19 protein-coding genes are annotated in these 17282 nt (G+C 59.6%); 9 read left to right on the top strand and 10 right to left on the bottom strand.

Annotated features, from left to right (window positions below; all coding sequences use genetic code 11):
• Positions 1 to 2 precede the first annotated feature (2 nt).
• The 6 genes from V8J85_RS15145 (at position 3) to V8J85_RS15120 (ending at position 5549) form a co-directional block, all read left to right on the top strand.
• Positions 3 to 836: a TIGR01459 family HAD-type hydrolase gene (locus tag V8J85_RS15145; RefSeq protein WP_339954600.1), complete on the top strand. Its 834-nt coding sequence runs from the start codon at positions 3 to 5 to the stop codon at positions 834 to 836.
• The gene (locus V8J85_RS15140; protein ID WP_339954599.1) at positions 833 to 1807 is read left to right on the top strand and encodes a class II aldolase/adducin family protein; all 975 of its coding nucleotides are present in this window, start codon (positions 833 to 835) and stop codon (positions 1805 to 1807) included. Before V8J85_RS15145 ends, V8J85_RS15140 begins: the two co-directional genes overlap by 4 nt.
• Positions 1804 to 3072 (top strand): FGGY-family carbohydrate kinase, encoded by a 1269-nt coding sequence (locus tag V8J85_RS15135; protein ID WP_339954598.1) that lies wholly within the window; start codon positions 1804 to 1806, stop codon positions 3070 to 3072. The genes V8J85_RS15140 and V8J85_RS15135 overlap by 4 nt, the downstream gene beginning before the upstream one ends.
• 81 nt (positions 3073 to 3153) lie before the next feature.
• Positions 3154 to 3747 (top strand): hypothetical protein, encoded by a 594-nt coding sequence (locus V8J85_RS15130; RefSeq protein ID WP_339954597.1) that lies wholly within the window; start codon positions 3154 to 3156, stop codon positions 3745 to 3747.
• Between the two features lie 197 nt (positions 3748 to 3944).
• Positions 3945 to 5285 carry an OmpA family protein gene (locus tag V8J85_RS15125; protein WP_339954596.1) on the top strand — a complete coding sequence of 447 codons (1341 nt, stop codon included), beginning with the start codon at positions 3945 to 3947 and terminating at the stop codon, positions 5283 to 5285.
• Between the two features lie 12 nt (positions 5286 to 5297).
• Positions 5298 to 5549 carry a hypothetical protein gene (locus V8J85_RS15120; protein ID WP_339954595.1) on the top strand — a complete coding sequence of 84 codons (252 nt, stop codon included), beginning with the start codon at positions 5298 to 5300 and terminating at the stop codon, positions 5547 to 5549.
• A 199-nt stretch (positions 5550 to 5748) separates the two neighbouring features.
• Here V8J85_RS15120 and V8J85_RS15115 read toward each other — a convergent pair whose 3' ends face one another.
• The 4 genes from V8J85_RS15115 to V8J85_RS15100 all read right to left on the bottom strand — a co-directional run bounded on the left by V8J85_RS15115 (position 5749) and on the right by V8J85_RS15100 (position 8471).
• A complete protein-coding gene (locus V8J85_RS15115; RefSeq protein WP_339954594.1) occupies positions 5749 to 6420 on the bottom strand; it encodes a hypothetical protein in 672 nt (223 codons plus the stop codon).
• A 112-nt stretch (positions 6421 to 6532) separates the two neighbouring features.
• Complete coding sequence (locus V8J85_RS15110; protein WP_339954593.1) at positions 6533 to 7303, bottom strand: Tox-REase-5 domain-containing protein; 771 nt, start codon at positions 7301 to 7303, stop codon at positions 6533 to 6535.
• Between the two features lie 75 nt (positions 7304 to 7378).
• Complete coding sequence (locus V8J85_RS15105; protein WP_339954592.1) at positions 7379 to 7756, bottom strand: hypothetical protein; 378 nt, start codon at positions 7754 to 7756, stop codon at positions 7379 to 7381.
• A gap of 91 nt (positions 7757 to 7847) precedes the next feature.
• The gene (locus tag V8J85_RS15100) at positions 7848 to 8471 is read right to left on the bottom strand and encodes a TIGR02466 family protein (protein WP_339954591.1); all 624 of its coding nucleotides are present in this window, start codon (positions 8469 to 8471) and stop codon (positions 7848 to 7850) included.
• A gap of 215 nt (positions 8472 to 8686) precedes the next feature.
• Here V8J85_RS15100 and egtB point away from each other — a divergent pair, with 215 nt between their 5' ends.
• Positions 8687 to 9949 carry an ergothioneine biosynthesis protein EgtB gene (gene egtB, locus V8J85_RS15095; protein ID WP_339954590.1) on the top strand — a complete coding sequence of 421 codons (1263 nt, stop codon included), beginning with the start codon at positions 8687 to 8689 and terminating at the stop codon, positions 9947 to 9949.
• The gene (gene egtD / locus V8J85_RS15090) at positions 9949 to 10914 is read left to right on the top strand and encodes an L-histidine N(alpha)-methyltransferase (RefSeq protein WP_339954589.1); all 966 of its coding nucleotides are present in this window, start codon (positions 9949 to 9951) and stop codon (positions 10912 to 10914) included. The genes egtB and egtD overlap by 1 nt, the downstream gene beginning before the upstream one ends.
• On the opposite strand, the gene V8J85_RS15085 is transcribed toward egtD, so the two are convergent.
• The 6 genes from V8J85_RS15085 to V8J85_RS15060 form a co-directional block, all read right to left on the bottom strand.
• Positions 10904 to 11998, bottom strand: a complete 1095-nt coding sequence (locus tag V8J85_RS15085; protein ID WP_339954588.1) for a hypothetical protein — start codon at positions 11996 to 11998, stop codon at positions 10904 to 10906. The genes egtD and V8J85_RS15085 overlap by 11 nt on opposite strands.
• A 64-nt stretch (positions 11999 to 12062) precedes the next feature.
• Positions 12063 to 12905 carry a pantoate--beta-alanine ligase gene (gene panC / locus V8J85_RS15080; protein WP_339954587.1) on the bottom strand — a complete coding sequence of 281 codons (843 nt, stop codon included), beginning with the start codon at positions 12903 to 12905 and terminating at the stop codon, positions 12063 to 12065.
• The gene (panB, locus tag V8J85_RS15075) at positions 12902 to 13726 is read right to left on the bottom strand and encodes a 3-methyl-2-oxobutanoate hydroxymethyltransferase (RefSeq protein ID WP_339954586.1); all 825 of its coding nucleotides are present in this window, start codon (positions 13724 to 13726) and stop codon (positions 12902 to 12904) included. The genes panC and panB overlap by 4 nt, the downstream gene beginning before the upstream one ends.
• 217 nt (positions 13727 to 13943) lie before the next feature.
• Positions 13944 to 14267 carry an REP-associated tyrosine transposase gene (locus V8J85_RS15070; protein WP_445285912.1) on the bottom strand — a complete coding sequence of 108 codons (324 nt, stop codon included), beginning with the start codon at positions 14265 to 14267 and terminating at the stop codon, positions 13944 to 13946.
• Between the two features lie 332 nt (positions 14268 to 14599).
• On the bottom strand, positions 14600 to 15229 hold the full coding sequence (locus tag V8J85_RS15065) for a hypothetical protein (RefSeq protein WP_339954585.1): 630 nt from the start codon (positions 15227 to 15229) through the stop codon (positions 14600 to 14602).
• Positions 15226 to 15660: a toxin-activating lysine-acyltransferase gene (locus tag V8J85_RS15060; RefSeq protein WP_339954584.1), complete on the bottom strand. Its 435-nt coding sequence runs from the start codon at positions 15658 to 15660 to the stop codon at positions 15226 to 15228. Before V8J85_RS15060 ends, V8J85_RS15065 begins: the two co-directional genes overlap by 4 nt.
• A 120-nt stretch (positions 15661 to 15780) precedes the next feature.
• On the opposite strand from V8J85_RS15060, the gene V8J85_RS15055 reads away from it, so the two are divergent.
• The gene (locus V8J85_RS15055; protein ID WP_339954583.1) at positions 15781 to 17250 is read left to right on the top strand and encodes an ABC transporter substrate-binding protein; all 1470 of its coding nucleotides are present in this window, start codon (positions 15781 to 15783) and stop codon (positions 17248 to 17250) included.
• Positions 17251 to 17282: the final 32 nt, after the last annotated feature.

Below are 17282 nucleotides of genomic sequence, written 5' to 3'. Positions count from 1 at the left end.
CCATGACCCGTAGCCTCGATAGTCTGGCAGAGGTCGCGGGGGATTTCGACGCCATCGTGCTGGATCAATGGGGCGTGCTGCATGACGGGACCGATCCCTATCCTGGCGCAGTAGAGGCGGTGGAACGATTGAAAGGGGTCACCCGCTTGGCCGTTCTGTCGAATTCCGGCAAGCGGGCCGATCTCAACCGCGACCGTATCGCGACCAAGGGCTTTGCGCCGGGGCTGTTCGATATCGTCATGACATCGGGCGAGGCGTTGTGGCTGGATCTGTTGGCGCAGAATACAGCGATCAAGCTCTACCCGATCGAAGGTGCCGCCGGTGATGCAGCGCGATGGGCCGATGGGCTGGATGTCACGCTTGTGGATGATGTCGCCCGGGCCGATGCAATCCTGTTGATGGGCCTGCCGGACAAGGCTGATACCGCGACATACGAGGCGACACTCGCCACCGCAGACGGCCTTCCGGTCTATTGCACCAACCCCGACCGCGCCTCACCACGGGCGGGTGGTGTCACCGTCACCTCTCCCGGCGCGCTGGCGCATGCCCATGCAAAGGCCGGTGGCAACGTGACATTTTACGGCAAACCGCACGTTCCAATCTTTCGTGCGGTCGAACGCGCGCTTGGCGCGACATCCGACCGGCTTTTGATGGTCGGCGACAGTTTCGAACATGATATTGCAGGCGGATATAGTGCCGGCTGGTCTACTGCATTTGTCGAAAGCGGGCTGTATGCGGATCGGATCAGCGGCACTGATCGTCTCCGAACCGTCGGAAACCTTGCCCACGAAAAGGGCGCGCCGCCGCCGACCTACACACTTCGGAGCCTTGCATGACGATCCCCCGCCCACCCGAATTTTCGGCCTTTCGCACCTTGTCCGCCAAGCTCGGGCAGGACCCACTGCGCGTTCAGGGCCCTGGTGGTAACACGTCGATCAAGGACGGCCATGTGATGTGGATCAAAGCCTCGGGCACGGAATTGGCCGAAGCAGTGGAACGCGACATTTTCGTTCCCGTCGATCGGGCCGCAGCGCTGTCCGAGGCACGGGGTGAAGCCGGGGACGGATCGTGCAAAAGCACGGTCATCGATCCGGGAAACACGCTGCGTCCCTCGATCGAAACCACATTTCACGCGGCGCTCGACTGGCCAGTCATCGCACATACCCATTCCATCGCAACGCTTGTCCATGCCGTATCGCCGGACGGTATCGCTGCGTTGCAGGCAAAACTTGACGGTCTGCCATTCGTCACCGTCCCCTACGCGAAACCCGGTCTTCCGCTGACGGGTGAAATCCTCGCCAGGACAACGGCCCGCACGCAGGTGATCGTGCTGGGCAATCACGGCCTGATCATCTGTGGGGCTGATGTGGCGGGTGTCGCCACATTGACCGAAGAGGTCGAGGCGCGGCTTGCAGTGCCTGCGCGTTCCGTCGTCAGGCATATTCCCGATACGCCTGCACCAGACGGTTTCGAATGGGCAGAAGAAAGCTGGATCGCCATCGATGACCGATCCTGCGCGATCGCGGCCGCCGGATCGTATTACCCCGACCATGTCGTGTTTCTTGGCCCGGCGCTACCTGCAACCGATCATGACGGTGCCCGCCCGGCGCTCCTGATCCCTGGGCAGGGTGTGGCGCTGCGCAACGATGCGACTGCATCTCAAAGGGCCATGCTACGCTGTTTGTCGGACTTGCTGATCCGGCTACCGGATGACTGGACACCGAAAGCGATCGGCGCTGCGGCAGAAGCTGAATTGCTGGATTGGGATGCCGAGAAATACCGCCAGGCCTTGGCGGCACGATCATGACCGGGCTTGGCCTTGGGCTGGACCTTGGCACATCCGGTGTCCGATCGGCGGTGGTCGATTCTGGTGGTGCTGTTCTGTCGATGGCACGCGCAAGTTATGGCAACGCCGCCGACCGTCGCGATCCTGAACGCTGGTGGGGCGCTGTTCAGGAATGCTTGCATGCGCAGATCAAGGCCTTGGTCGCGCGTGATATCAACGCCCAGGACATCGCCCACATCGCGGTCGATGGCACGTCGGGAAGCCTCGTCCTGACCGATGGTGCGCTCGGCCCGGTGACGCAGGCGCTGATGTACGATGACGGCGGGTTCGAAGCAGAAGCCACGACAATCGCCCGGCACACCCCCGATCCGCACATCACACGCGGCAGCAATTCTGCACTGGCACGCGCCATGCGATTGGTGGCTGAGGATACGGATGGCCGGGCTGCACATCTCCTGCATCAGGCCGATTTCATAGCTGCGCGACTACGCGGCGGGGGGGCAGTATCGGACGTGAACAACGCCCTCAAAACGGGTTGCGATCCGAAAAATGCGACTTGGCCGGACTGGATCGGTGCCCTGCTGCCCGCACGGCTTTTGCCCGACCTTGTCATGCCGGGTGCGGTCATCGGATCGATTTCGCCGAATATCGCCAATCAATTCAGTCTCTCAAAACACGCCATCATTCACGCTGGCACGACAGACAGCATCGCCGCCTTTCTTGCTGCCGTCCCCGCCAAAGAGGGTGCGGCGGTCACATCCATCGGAACGACGCTTGCGATCAAACTTTTTTCCCGAACGCGCATCGATGCACCCGAATGCGGATTATACGCCCACCGGTTGGGCGATGGCTGGCTGGTCGGCGGCGCCTCGAATACCGGGGGTGGGGTGCTGCGTGCCCATTTCAGCGATGAACAGCTGGAATTGTTGTCTGCACGCATCGACGGATCAAAGCCGTCGGGCCTTGACTACTATCCGTTGAAAAAGCCCGGCGAACGATTTCCGATCAATGATCCCGGCTTAAGACCGCGCCTCACCCCACGTCCGGACAATGACGCAGATTTTCTGCATGGGATGCTCGAGGGAATCGCGCGGATCGAACACCGTGCCTATGCCAGCCTGCAAGACAGGGGCGCACCGGTGCCGGACCGTATCCTGACGGCGGGTGGGGCATCCCGCAATCCGGCGTTGACCCAGATTCGCGAACGCATTCTGGGGCGACCGGTACAGGCGGCGCACGAAATCGAGGCCGCGATCGGTGCGGCGCGGCTTGCCCTTTCGCCATAGCTGCGTGAATCGTTCGTAAATTTAATCGAATGCGATACTGTCCAAGACGTTCCGGTGACAATGATTTGGGGTTGATTACAGATGTCCGATCAAAACATGAGCTTTATCGACAAGGTCCAGAATGTCGGGATCATCATCGGAATCGTCGGGACGGTTTTCTCGGCATCCTGGACATACGCTGTCCATCGACGGGCTGAATGTGTTCAGGGTGAGATCCCCAAAGCCATCCTCGAAATATCACGATCGGACGCATTGATCGACAATGTGTCGCAAACCGTTCTGAACCTGGAAAAGTCCATGACGTCGGAAACGCTGGCGATCGCGATGCTGTTGCGGGAAAACCCCGATCAACGCGAAAGCCCGACACAAATCGCCAACATGATCGCAGCCCTCAGCGCCGCCCAGAAAGAGCTGCGGTCGGCCGTCGATAAAAGTGGGTCGGACGATACGGATTTAGCCGATGCGATCAGGCTTTTCGACGGAAGCATCGCGGGGTCGGCATGCGATCTGTCCGATCTGAATACTGCGCCACAACGCCTTCAGGCCTGCCCGGCGGCAATTCGGCAATCGGCCGAAGAGATGATCACGGTCTTCAAGGGCCAACGGGATGAGCAGGCCGCCCGTCTTGGCACCTTTGAACGATGCGAAGGGCGCTTCCTTGGTTACATATTCTAACCATCTTTTAAGGCGCCGCGCCGGCGTGGGCGTAACCTGATCAGGCTCTCCCGGCGTTCACCATTGCATTGTATAACAGCCATGCTCCACCCGTCCTGATGTCAGGCAAAGGCGGCGGCGCGGGTCGATCGGTACTTGGAACGTTCGTATCTTTCCGGCTATCGTGAAGCTCGGGGGCATGATGAGGAGTTTTTTGGATGAGGCTATCCCTCATTGCCGGTGTGCTGTTGCTGACGGCGCTGACCATTTATTTCGCGATCCGTTCGGTTTCGGGCGGAATCGATGCTCAGATTGCCACGAATGCGATGGCGCAGGCCACGAGTGTCGATGAAGCGCGCCGCGCGGCAGAGGCGGCGTTCGCCGCCGATAACGCCCAGCTGACCGAGCGTATCGCCGCGCTTGAAACTGAAAACCAGTCATTGATGGCCGAGGTGACGGAAATCGGTGCTGACCGTGACCGGCTCACGGCCGAGAAGGCCGAGGCGCTGGCTGCACGCGATGCCGCGGAGGTTGCGCGCGCCGAACTGGCCGCGACCGACACGTCGCTGGATGACCAAATTGCGACCTTGCAGGCTGACTTGGCTGCGAAAGATGAACAACTGCAAGTGGCCACAGCCACACTCAGCGACGTGCAGGCGCAGCTCGCGACCTTGCAAGAGGAATTGATGGCGGCGGAAGACGCCCGCGCTGCACTTGAGGCAGAGCTTGCGACCGCTGCGGACGAGGCTGCCGCCCTGCAGGCTGAACTAACCGCGACAGTCGACGCCACTTCGTCCGATAATGAGGATGCCGACGCTGCCGACATGCAGGCACGCCTGGCCGAAGCTGAAAACGCGCTTACCGCTGCCGAAGAACGCGCCGATGCCATCAGCACCGAAACCGAAGGTCGGATCGCGACGCTGACAACCCAAGCAGAGGAACGTGATGCCGCACTCGCCGCTGCCGATGCACGGATCGCCGAACTGATCGCCGCGGAAGCAGCGGCGGGGGATGCGATCGCCACTGCCACCGAGCGTGCCACGACTGCAGAAGCTGAAGTGACCGCATTGCGGGCGGAGATAACCGCTCTGGCCGATGCCGAAAGCGATACGCAAGTCGCCGCGGCAAGCAGCGAAGCAGGGGCCGTCGGTGCCACGGCTGAGGCGCCCACCCTGTCCAGCTGCACCGCGCTGACCCGCGACTTATTGCAGGATCAGACGGTCAACTTTCTCACCGGCACTTCGGAATTCACGGCCGAGTCGGTTCCCCTTCTCGAAGGGCTGGTCGAAATCGTGCAGCAATGCGCGGATGCCGACCTGATGGTTGAAATCGGCGGGCACACCGACAGCCTTGGTGCCGAGGCCAACAATCAGGCACTCAGCGAAGCCCGCGCCGAAGCGGTCCGCGCATTCCTCGAAGAGGCCGGCGCGCCTGCCGAGATGTTGGTCGCCGTCGGCTACGGCGAAAGCGAACCGATCGCCGATAACGATACGTCCGAGGGCCGCGCGAGCAACCGCCGGATCACCTTTGACTGGCAGCCGCGCCCCGAGCGGAATTAAGGGAAAACCGTTATGTCCGATCCCACGATCCAGATCATCATCTTCATGCTTGTCACGTTCGCGCTTGGGCTTGCTCTTGGCTGGCTGATCTGGCGCTTCGGCGGCGCCGATCAGCAGGAACTCGCCTCGTCCGAGGTGACGTTCTGGAAAAGCAATCTCGAACAGGTCCGTGCGGAGCGCGAGGCGGATCTGCAAAAGATCGCCGTGCTCCAGAACGAGCGGGAAGTGTTGAAAAAGCAGCTTGCCGCAGCAAAGTCTTCCTGAGTTTCGCCATACTCTCGCATCGTTGGTCATCGCGCGCCGCGCGGTTTGTCGCGGTTGCCCCGACTTCGGTTCTGGGCGGCCGTTTCTGACCACTGTGTTCGCTTTATCCGTGCAAGGGCGACGGCGGCCAAGACGGAGACAGCGGGATCGCAGGCATGTGGTACCTGTCCTTGACGACAATCACGGCACGGCCAGATACCTACGGATCAGTCGTCCCCCAAGTGCCGCGCGACAGAACCCTTCGGGTCGGCAGCATGCCAAGATCGTTAAGCCGAAGTTCCAGCGCCTGCGCGCGCCGAACCGCCTCGCGGTCTTGAACTGCCCAATAGGTGCGTTGGGTGGCGAGGAAGGTGCCATTCCCGACCGGTTCCAGAATTGCAGCCTCCGGCACTTGCTCCTGCGTCAACTGAAACGGGACCCACCCCGCCCAGCCAATGCCGCGACGACGGACATGATCAATGGGGGCGTCGTATTCGGCATAGGTGGCGGGGGTGGTTGACACATGTTGGAGGGGTGACCACGCGGCGAAACGTTTGATGATCTCGAAGATCGTGTCGATAGTGGCGAGTTCGGGGCGCAGATCGATGGTAACGGTCAGTCTGCCTTGGTTCTGGTCGAAATCGATCGTCGCAAAGTAGCTCTCCATCCTCAAAAATGGGGGAACCGGGCCGCGGGCGTTTCCCGCGATCATGAAAAACAGCCTTCCGTTGGAGCCTTCGCCCTCCTGTGCAATCCTGCCTTTTTCTAGGAATGCAGCTTCATCGTCATTCAGTGCTGTACCAAGTATCTCCCAACCGGACTTAAAGATGCTGATCTCCGACAATTCGCGAAGTAGTAACACAGCGTGGGCGGAGCCTTCGTCCCAACTCATTGGTCGAGGGCGGAAGTTGGCATGCAGCTTAAGGTCTGTCATGTTCAATACACTCGAGACGGAGGAATATGCATAGCCATATATCGCGATTGCTCAACCAACTCGAGCCCTCCTAGTTCGTTGAAGTAAAAGAGACTATCAGCGCTGAAAAACTCCAGAGAAGCCCTGCTTCGGGATAGGGTTGCAGCCGTTCAATTTGCTGACCGGCTTGCTTAATCAAGCGCCGAAAGATGTACCGGGCTAGCCCTTCCCACCCATCCATAGGCACCGTCCGATACCGTACGCTCTCTGTACCATCCTCCCGAAGCACACCATCATACCGATGCGTCAGCCGCGAGTCATACCCGTACTTCGTCTCCAGCATCGTGCAAGACCCCGGCTCGAACCCGTCCCAGGAGTATGACGCGAATTTCCATTCCTGAATCCGGCTCGTCGCGGGCTCGTAGGGGAGGCGGCAGATGTCGTGCTGGTAGTGGTAGCCGTTCCAGACACCTTCGCCCACATATTCCGCATCTTCAGGCGCATAGCGCGTCCAACCCGTATTCCCCTGCACCCGTGGTGCGCATTCATCGCAGCCCTCGGTGCAGTCATCCTCGTCCGCCCAGCGGTCGATCTCCTGCTTCACCTCCGGGTGCGGCTGCGGCAGGTCGGGTTGGGGCATCGGCCCGTCCAGCTCTCCGGCGAGTGACCCGGGTTCTGGCGCGGCCTGCGGTGCCGTGCCGGTTTCGCCGGGGATGACCGGGCCGACGGTGATCCCTTCCTCGGGATCATTGGTGATATTCGGTTCATCCACCTCACCCGGCGGGAAACCGGGGATCGGGATTTCGGGCAAGTCGATGTCTTCTGGTGTTGGTGGGGCGTAGTACAAGCATCCCTTATTCACACGCCAGGTTGTGGGACCAACCCGCTCGGGCCAGGATGTTGGAAGGCAGAAAAGCTCAATCGGTTCGGACACGCATCACCACCAAATCTGGGCGCTAAAGCCCTCTTCACAGAACTGCACCTTGATCTGCTGCAGCACATCCGCGGCCTTATCATCCGGATTGCCGAATGCATTCGCGAAAAGCTGCTCCACACCCGGCGCGGTAAAGAAAAACGGGACCAGCAGCGCATGCACCGTGATCCAGCGTTTGCGGATCATCGGGTCTTTCACGCCGAACCTGACTGCCGCATCGCGCGCCTGCCCGACCATCCAGACCAGCTGCTTATCACTCAGATGCGCCACCGGTTCCGGCCATGAAGTACGGATTTCCGCAGCCAGCTTCGCATTGGCACGAGCTATGTAAGGCGCATTGCCAACCTCCAACATGCGCTTCGTCAGTTTGAATGTGGTCATGAAAAAAGTCCCGTGCCGAATGCAGCGCGATCTTTCAGCATATTACTTTTGCGTGCAAGACCTTGTCGGGTTCGCCCAAGTCGAGCCCAAACTAACCCCAGCTGTAATTGAAGCTCACCGAAATCCGTTCGTCATCTTCCGCCATATGCATCGGCACTTCGTGGCGTAACCAGCTTTCCCACAAAAGCACATCACCGACCTTGGGCGCGACGTAGATGAACTGGCGCAGATCGTCCCGCGCGTCTTTGACCCGCGGCGGCGCGGCCATCATCATCGGCAGGCGCGGGTCCTCCAGTTTCAACGCGCTCGCCCCATCAGGCATCGCCACATATGTCGTCCCGCTGATGACCGAATGCGGATGAATGTGCCCGGTGTGAATCCCGCCGGGCGGGAGGATATTGATCCAGATATCCTCGAGCTGCAGCGCCTTGTTCCCCAGGTCGAACTGAAGATCCGCGGCAAAAGCGGCGACATGGGCGTCAAGCACTTTGACCAGATCGGCAAAGATCGGAAATCGCCACGGCAAGTCGGTCAGCGAAGCGTAAGAGGTATAACCCGGATAGCCGTTTTCCTCACACCAGGTCTGCCCCGCCTCGTCATCGCCTGCAATGACAAGACATGCGTCGTGCAGGTCATCCGGATCGATCGGTGCACCATGTTCCGCCAGCTTGGCGTGGTAAAGGCGGGTGGCGAAAAGCGATCTGATCTGGGGCATGGGGCCTCATAGCCCAGCCCAAACGGCAAGGCGAGGGGCAATCAAGCGCATCGTTGGTCATAGGTGACATCGCGGTTTGCGTCGCGGCGAAACCCTACACATTCGCGCGACCGTGATCGGCTGCATGTTGCTTGCCATCGGGAAAAGCGATTTGACTTAATGCTCCACGCCCCACTTTGTCCTACGACAAGGCAGACAATCGAGGAGCATGACCCATGAATGCCGAACTCGCCCCCCTTGCCCCCAATGACGCCTTGGACCTGTTCGCCCGCACGCGGGCCCGAACAGATGCCCTTGCCGCGCCCCTTTGCCCCGAAGACACGATGCTGCAAAGCATGGAGGATGCATCGCCGGTCAAATGGCATCTGGCCCACACGACGTGGTTTTTTGAGGAATTCATCCTCAAACCGCGGGTGCCGGGCTACACCTCACCTGACGACCGTTTCGCATTCCTGTTCAACTCCTACTACACGCAGGCCGGGCCAAGGCACGCGCGGGATAAACGCGGGCTGGTATCGCGCCCCGATGGTGACGCCGTCCACGCCTACCGGGCGCATATCGAGGACAGCCTCGCTGATCTGATGGCGCAGAACCGCGACGATCTGGACAATATCGCCGAGCTTGTCGAACTCGGCTGCCATCACGAGATGCAGCATCAGGAATTGCTGGTCACCGACCTCTTGCACGGGCTCAGCTTCAATCCGCTGTTGCCAACCTATAAGGAACCCGGTCCGCTTCCGGTGACCTCCGAAGTGCCGCTGACCTACCAGCGCCACGACGACGGCCTGGTCGAAATCGGCCATGACGGCCCCGGCTTCGCCTATGATTGCGAAGGACCGCGTCACACCACCTATCTGCACCCGTTTGAGATAGCCACTCGCCCCGTCACCAACCGCGACTGGATCGCATTCATGGATGACGGTGGTTATGCCGACCCCCGCCACTGGCTGATGGAGGGGCACGCCGTTGCCACCCGCGAAGACTGGACGCATCCGCTGTATTGGTGGCAGCAGGACGACGAATGGTGGACGTTCACGCTGCGCGGTCCGCAGCCGGTCGCGCTGGATGCGCCAGTCGTCCATGTCAGCTATTACGAGGCCGATGCCTATGCCCGTTGGGCCGGTGCGCGCCTGCCGACCGAGGCCGAGCACGAAGTCGCGTTTCGCGACACCCCCATCAAAGGCAACCTGATGGGCGACGCCGACGCGACCGGCGCGTTACGCCCTTTACCCGGCCCCGGTATCTGGGGCGATGTCTGGGAATGGACGTCATCCGATTTCACCGCCTATCCCGGTTTCCGCCCACCCGACGGCGCGCTGGGCGAATATAACGGCAAGTTCATGGTCAATCAGCGCGTTCTGCGCGGCGGGTCCTGCGCTACTCCGCGCGAACAGATGCGCCCGACATACCGCACGTTCTTTTACCCGCATCAACGCTGGCAGATGATGGGGCTGCGTCTGGCGCGGGATGTGACGTAATGGACGGATCGCATGACCGCCACCTTGACCCGGCCACGCAGGCCATGCTGGACGATGTGCTCTGCGGCCTTTGGCAGGCGCAAAAGACGCTACCCCCCAAATGGCTGTACGATCACCGCGGCAGTGAATTGTTCGAACAGATCACGACCCTGCCCGAATACCACCTGACCCGGACCGAAGCGGGCATCCTTCAGGCGCATGCCACCGACCTTGCCGGGGTTGTGCCGGATCAGGGCGCCTTGATCGAATTCGGGTCGGGTGCCTCGGTCAAGACACGGATGCTGCTGGATGCGGGCGCACATTTCGGCGCCTATGTTCCTATCGACATCTCAGCCGATTTTCTGCACCTGACAGCGGACGATCTGCGTGGGCGCTATCCCGGCCTGAACATCCTTCCCGTGGTCGGCGATTTCACGACGGCCGTACCCCTACCCAAAAGCATCGCGGACATGCCGCAGGTGGGCTTCTTCCCCGGTTCGACCATCGGCAATCTGGAACCGGAAATGGCCTGTGATTTACTGGCCAATGCGCGGGACTGGCCTAAAGCCCACGGATTCATCCTGGGCGCCGATATGGTGAACGACATCCCGGCAATGATCGCCGCCTACGACGATGCGCAAGGGATCACTGCCGCCTTCATCAGCAACATCCTCGTGCGGATCAACACAGAGCTGAGCGCCGATTTCGACCTTGATCAATTCGGCTATCGGGTGACATGGAACGCGGAAAGGGCCCGGATCGACATGTGGGTCTATGCCAAAACCCCCCAGATCGTGACGATCCATGACCAGCGGATCACCTTCGACAAGGACGAACATATCCACATCAGCGCAGCCCGCAAATACACACCCGAAAGTCTGGCAAAGCAGGTCCATCAGGCCGGATGGATCATGGACGAGATGCTGACCGATCAGGACGACAAATTTGCCGTGGCGGTCCTGCGGGCGACCGAAGTCAAAGACTGAAGTCGCAATAAAGCCTGCGTGCACCGCGCAGCATCTCTGATGGAACGTCCGGATCGCCCAAGTATTCGCCCATGTTGACGTTCCAACCGGTCGCCCGGCCCGATAGCTTTCCAACAACACCGACCCATCTGTCCTGTCCCGTCTCGCAATCCAGGATCAACAATCCCGTCAGGCGTGTATCGTATTCCGGACCGTACTCCGGATTTCCAATCCCATCGATCGCAATGATCCATTCATCCCCGACGGGCGCAGCAACACCATTCCACCAATCGGCATAAACACCTTCCAGAGGTATGTTCAGCAATTCCTGCCGGGGCGCATTCGCATCCTCGCAAAACACATCCTGCGCATGCTCAATCGCCAGCCGTGGCAACCGGGACCCTGTGTCGTTATCAGCATTTTGCGGCGGTCCGACGATCTCTGAGATACCGCTGCTACATTCCGTGATCATCCGCCATGTGGCATTGCTATGATAACCGTCCTGAAAGATCGTCACCACACGTCGATCCGCGCCGATCCCGGTTTCGATCAGTCGCCCGGTCCACGTCACCGCGACTGAGCCGGTGATCGCACCACGATAGCCTTCTACGCGCTGCAACAGCAGCGTTTGCGCTCCTGTAGGTGGCGTATCACCATAGAACCCGGCATCGTCCGGAATGTCCTGCATACCAATGCAGTCCACGTTCCACGCGCGGATACGCTCATCCTCCGAGTAACCAACCAATCGTTCCGCGACCATCGCCCATGTCTGCAGTGAGAACGCATCGACCAGCATGGCGTCGATGTCCTCAGCCGACATATCCTCCGCCGGCTCAGTGATCTCCATCTCTTCCAGATGTCTGATCTGATCGGCCCGGCCGACCATTCTGCCCAATATCGCGCAGGTGTGGCGGTCTTCGTCTAGAAACAGGAGGGCCTTCCCAAACGCCTCGTCCACTTCACGGCTGCGCAGCGCATCAAACAGGCGTTCCGACAGCAACGATACATCTGCAATCGTCTCGTCCCACGGTTTTGCATAAGCTGCCGTTCCGCAGAGCGCGAGCGACGTACAAAGACATGTCATCGACTTGGATATTCCGTTCATGACCACCTTTGATATCTGCTGTGATGCTGCGAAAAACGGTAACCACACCGCCAGATACCGTCAATCAGACGGCGATGTTATCAATCAGCCGCACCCCAGCCAGCCACGCCGCTGCAAACAATCGCGCATCCGGTTTCGACCGGTCCAGCGGGGATAATTCCCCGCCGTCCCGCAACTCAAGATAATCGATATCGGTAAAGCCCGCCGCCAGAATGCGGTCCTTCGCGGCGTCCGCGATATCGTTCATCGCTGCGCCGCCTTTAAGCTGCACCCGCATATCCTCCATCACCTCGGCCAAAACCGGCGCCTTGATCCGCGACCGATCCGACAAAAGCAGGTTGCGCGACGACATGGCCAGTCCGTCTTCCTCGCGGATTGTCGGGCAGCCGATGACCTCGATCGGGATATCCAGATCAGCGGCCAGGCGGCGGACGACTTGCAGCTGCTGATAATCCTTCTCACCAAAGAACGCGAAATCGGCGGCAGTCTGCAGGAACAGCTTGGGCACCACTGTCGCCACCCCATCGAAGTGGCCCGGGCGGGTCGCGCCGCACAGCATATCCGTCAGTCCCGCCACCGTGACGGTCGTCGCGAACCCATCTGGATAAATCTGATCCGGCTCAGGGACATAGATCAGGTCGACGCCGGTGCTTTCCAGCTTGCGGGCGTCGTCTTCCTCGGTCCGTGGATAGTTTTCCAGATCGTCGGGATTGTTGAACTGTTTTGGGTTCACAAAGATCGTCACGATCACCCGGTCACAACGTTCCCGCGCCGCCCGGGCGAGCGATAAATGCCCCTGATGTAGCGCGCCCATCGTTGGGACGACACCAACCGTCTCACCAGCCTTGCGCCACGCACCCGTCTGCGCCCGCAGCCCGGCCAGCGTCCGTTCGATCGGCGCGATCACTTGGGCGCCTCATCCGCGAACACATGCTCTGCCGCCGGGAATTCCCGCGCCCGCACATCCGCTGCATAAGCCGCAATCGCCGCGGCGCCATCTTCGCCCAGATGTGCATAACGTTTGACGAACTTCGCCTTGAACGCGGTAAACAGCCCCAGCATGTCATCGACGACCAAAATCTGCCCATCGCATGTCGCACTCGCCCCGATCCCGATAGTGGGGATCGGCACGCGCGCCGTGATCTCATCTGCAAGGCTCTCGGGCACCTTCTCCAACACGACGGCAAAAGCCCCCGCCGCCGCGACCGCATCCGCATCAGCCAAAGCAGTATCGCGCGCTTCGCCACGCCCCTGCACCTTGTACCCACCAATGGTATTGATCGATTGCGGTGTCAGCCCGATATGCGCCATCACGGGGATGCCACGGGCGACAAGGAACGCGATGGTCTCGGCCATCTCAACCCCGCCTTCCAGTTTCACCGCGCCCGCACCGGTCTCAGCCATCAACCGCGCCGCATTGCGAAACGCCTGCTCGCGGCTTTCCTCATAAGATCCAAACGGCATATCAATGACCATCATGGCAGAGGTCAGCCCCCGGGCGACGGCCTGCCCATGCAAGATCATCATCTCCATGGTCACGCCAAGGGTGGACGGCAGACCATGCAGCACCATCCCGACCGAGTCCCCCACCAACACAAAATCGCAATGTTCATCCATCATCTGCGCCATGGGCGTCGTATAGGCGGTCAGGCTGACAAGTGGCGTCCGACCCTTGGCCGCACGGATATCATCGGGAAGGGGTGCGCGTTTCTTTGCAGTGGCACTCATGGCGGGTCCCTTGTCTGGCTGCGCGGTCAAATAGCAGGCGGCGACGGGGGTGTGAAGCGGGACGGAACGTAGGATGGGTGCTTGCACCCATGATCAGCGCTCACCAAACCGACGACCCTCAACCATTCCACCCCATGCCGACGACACCTGCCCGGCCCGAATATCCCGATCAGTGACGAATGCGGCCAATCCACCGCCCGCGCCACAAGGCCATGTTTCACCGGATTGCCCCAACAATAGCCATGTGCGTGGCATAATCCGCCTCATCCCGGATCGTGTGTTCCCAGAACCGCCGTTTCCAAATCCCGCGTTCATTTTTGAGACGTTGCGACCGCCCGCGCGGTTGCCGAAGGTCCATGGCCCGCGAGAACCGCGATTTGATCAACCGCCAGCGGGTCGAGAAATCGGCATCGTTTTCAGGCAGGGTCCAGATCGCATGCAGGTGATCAGGCAGGATCACCATGGCGTCGATTTGAAAAGGCCGTCCGCGACGGGTTGCGCCGACAGCATCGCGGAGATGTTGGATGTGATCGACAAGCAGCGTTTGATCACGGCGCGCGAGGTTGACCGTAAAAAATAGGTGCCTCCCGTTTGGCGATTGCGTCGATAAGCCGTCATGGGTGAAAGATGACGGCAGAGGGTTAAGGTGCCGTATAGGCGCGGCTTTTCGATTTAAGCATGGGTGCGAGCACCCATCCTACGCTTGCTGATTTATTCCTAGCTGATTAAATAGATTCTTAAATTCCGATATTTTGAATAGCTTCACCGGATTGCTATGGTGAACTCGAAACCCAAAAACAGTCACGTTGTCATTGCGCGAAACTTCATCTACCATTTGAGAACCTGTAAATTTATCTTAATCTTCAAAGTACATTAAACGACGCGGCAACGTCGCATTCGGAAAGCGTTTTTCAATTTTTCTTTGATTAGAGCTCGAGCCAATTTATCACTCACGAAGAAGCAATACCAAACCCGTGGATCAACCCAAAGATCTGGCCCATCCAAGGAGTTTCGTCTCACGACGATGTCCTCATCATCTGGCCGAGGGAGATCAGGATGATAAACGCCTTCAACTGACCCCAATGGCTCAAGTTGTTTGCTTTTATCTAAGATGACAGTGTCCTTGGCATTGCCATAATTGAGAAGGCTTATGTCCGTCGAAACCTTTGTTACCTTGTCATGCTCAAAAAGAGTGATTCCATTAGGACCGCCTTGTCCCATATCAAATTGGCGAAGTACGTCGGCCGCCTTCTTATTCACAAAAATGTAGCCTGAGTGAAACACCTGCGGTAGTGTCTCACGAAATTTTCTTTTCTCATAATGATAAAATTCTGATGGCAACTCGTCTTTTTTGAGCAGCTGTCCGTTAAGCATCTTTTCGAGAATTTTACCCTGATTTTTGAAGTAGTGGTTCGGAGGGTCATCACTACGGAAGCCGCTCCAGAAACCACGAGTCAGCTGGGTGTTGGTTTGGGGCATGCAAATCCAAACTTGTTCACTCATTTCACTTCTCCCACCTTACTCGCCCCCATTTTCTCCAACGTCTCCGCATCCACCAACCGCGTCACGATCGGGTGCAACCGCAGGTCGCCATCTTTCACAACCTGCTTGAAGTTCGAAATCACCGACACCGTCGTCTTCTGGTTCGGCGCGATCACGTCCAGCAGCCAGTTGATCTCACCCGAATTCCATTCCTCGGCCTTCAGCCGCACCGGAAACACCCCGCCCTTGACCTGCTCACGGATTTTTGCGTCCACCTCTTCCGACACGCTCGCCCAGATCGCCACGCCTGCCAGATCGGTTAGTTCACTCCGCTCTTCGTCCTTCGGATAGGCAATCGCCACCCGATCCCGGATCAGCGGCTCCAGCACCATATGCTGCAGATCAGCGATCGTCTGGTGCCGGTAGCGCGGCAAAGCCATCATGTCGGTCATTGATCAAACCTCCCTGTCTGCCACTCGTTATCAGTCTCATCGCCAGCTTTCCATCGCGCGTGACCCCTTGATTTACCCCACCCTTGCGTCAACACTCTCCACCAACAACAGGGGGATCACATGCACCATATCACACGGCTCGCCGCCGCCTTCAGCCTGACCGCCACGACCGCTCTGGCGCAGGACAGCATCACCATTGCCATCCAACTCGAGCCGCCGAACCTCGACCCCACGGGCGGGGCTGCGCAGGCGATTGACTCGGTGCTTTATGCCAACGTGTTCGAGGGTCTGACCCGCTTTGATGCCGATGGGTCGATCATCCGCGGTCTGGCGCAAAGCTGGGATATCTCCGAGGACGGCCTCGTCTATACCTTCAACCTCGCCGCCGGGGTGACCTTTCACGACGGCACCACGATGGATGCCGAAGACGTGAAATTCAGCCTTGACCGCGCACGGGCCGAGGACAGCACGAATGCGCAGAAGGGTCTGTTTGAGGGCATCACCGATGTGACCGTCGTCGATCCACTGACGGTGCAGGTCACGCTGGCCCAGCCAAACGGCAATTTCCTGTTCAATATGGCCTGGGGCGATGCGGTGATCGTGGCCGAGGAAAGCATCGCCGATATCGCCGCCAACCCCATCGGCACCGGCCCGTTCACCTTCACCGATTGGGTGCAGGGCGACCGGATCGAACTGACCCGCAACGCGGATTACTGGGGCGAGGCCCCCGCGCTGGAAAGCGCGACGTTCCGCTTTATCAGCGATCCGACCGCCGCCTTTGCCGCCGTGATGGCCGAGGATGTGGACGCATTCATCGGTTTCCCCGCCCCCGAAAACCTGCCACAGTTTGAGGCTGATCCACGGTTCCAGGTCCTCGTCGGCAATACCGAAGGCGAGACGATCCTGTCGACCAACAACAAGATGCCTCCGTTCGACAATCCGCTGGTGCGTGAGGCGATCGCCCATGCTATCGACCGGCAAGCGATCATCGACGGGGCCATGTTCGGGCTGGGTACCCCCATCGGCACGCATTTCGCGCCGCATAACCCCGCCTATCTCGACCTGACCAGCAAATCCCCCTTTGACCCCGACCGGGCGCGGGAACTTCTGGCCGAGGCGGGCTTTGCCGATGGCTTCACCACAACGCTGAAACTGCCACCCCCCTCCTATGCGCGGCGCGGTGGTGAGATCATTGCCGCGCAATTACGCGATGTCGGAATCGAAACCGAGATCACGAACCTCGAATGGGCACAGTGGATCGAAGAGGTCTTCACGAACAAGGATTTCGGCTTGAGCATCGTCAGCCACACGGAGCCGATGGATATCGGGATCTACGCGAACCCCGACTACTACTTCCAATACGACAACCCGGAATTCCAGGCGCTCATGGAAGAGCTGAACGGAACGACCGACCCTGATGCCCGCACGACGCTGATGAACGAAGCACAGACGATCATCGCCGACGATTACGTCAACGGGTATCTGTTCCAACTGGCAGTCGCGACCGTTGCCAAAGCTGAATTGCAGGGGCTTTGGGTGAACCAGCCGACAGCGGCGGTGGATTTGACGGGCGTGAGTTGGGGCGAATAGGGCATCGCCGGGCAGGACGGTTGGATAACAGA

Source organism: Yoonia sp. 2307UL14-13 (assembly GCF_037572755.1).
Lineage (GTDB): Bacteria > Pseudomonadota > Alphaproteobacteria > Rhodobacterales > Rhodobacteraceae > Yoonia.
The sequence above is the reverse complement of the archived record's forward strand: the minus strand, read 5'-3'. Positions and strand labels throughout refer to the sequence as shown.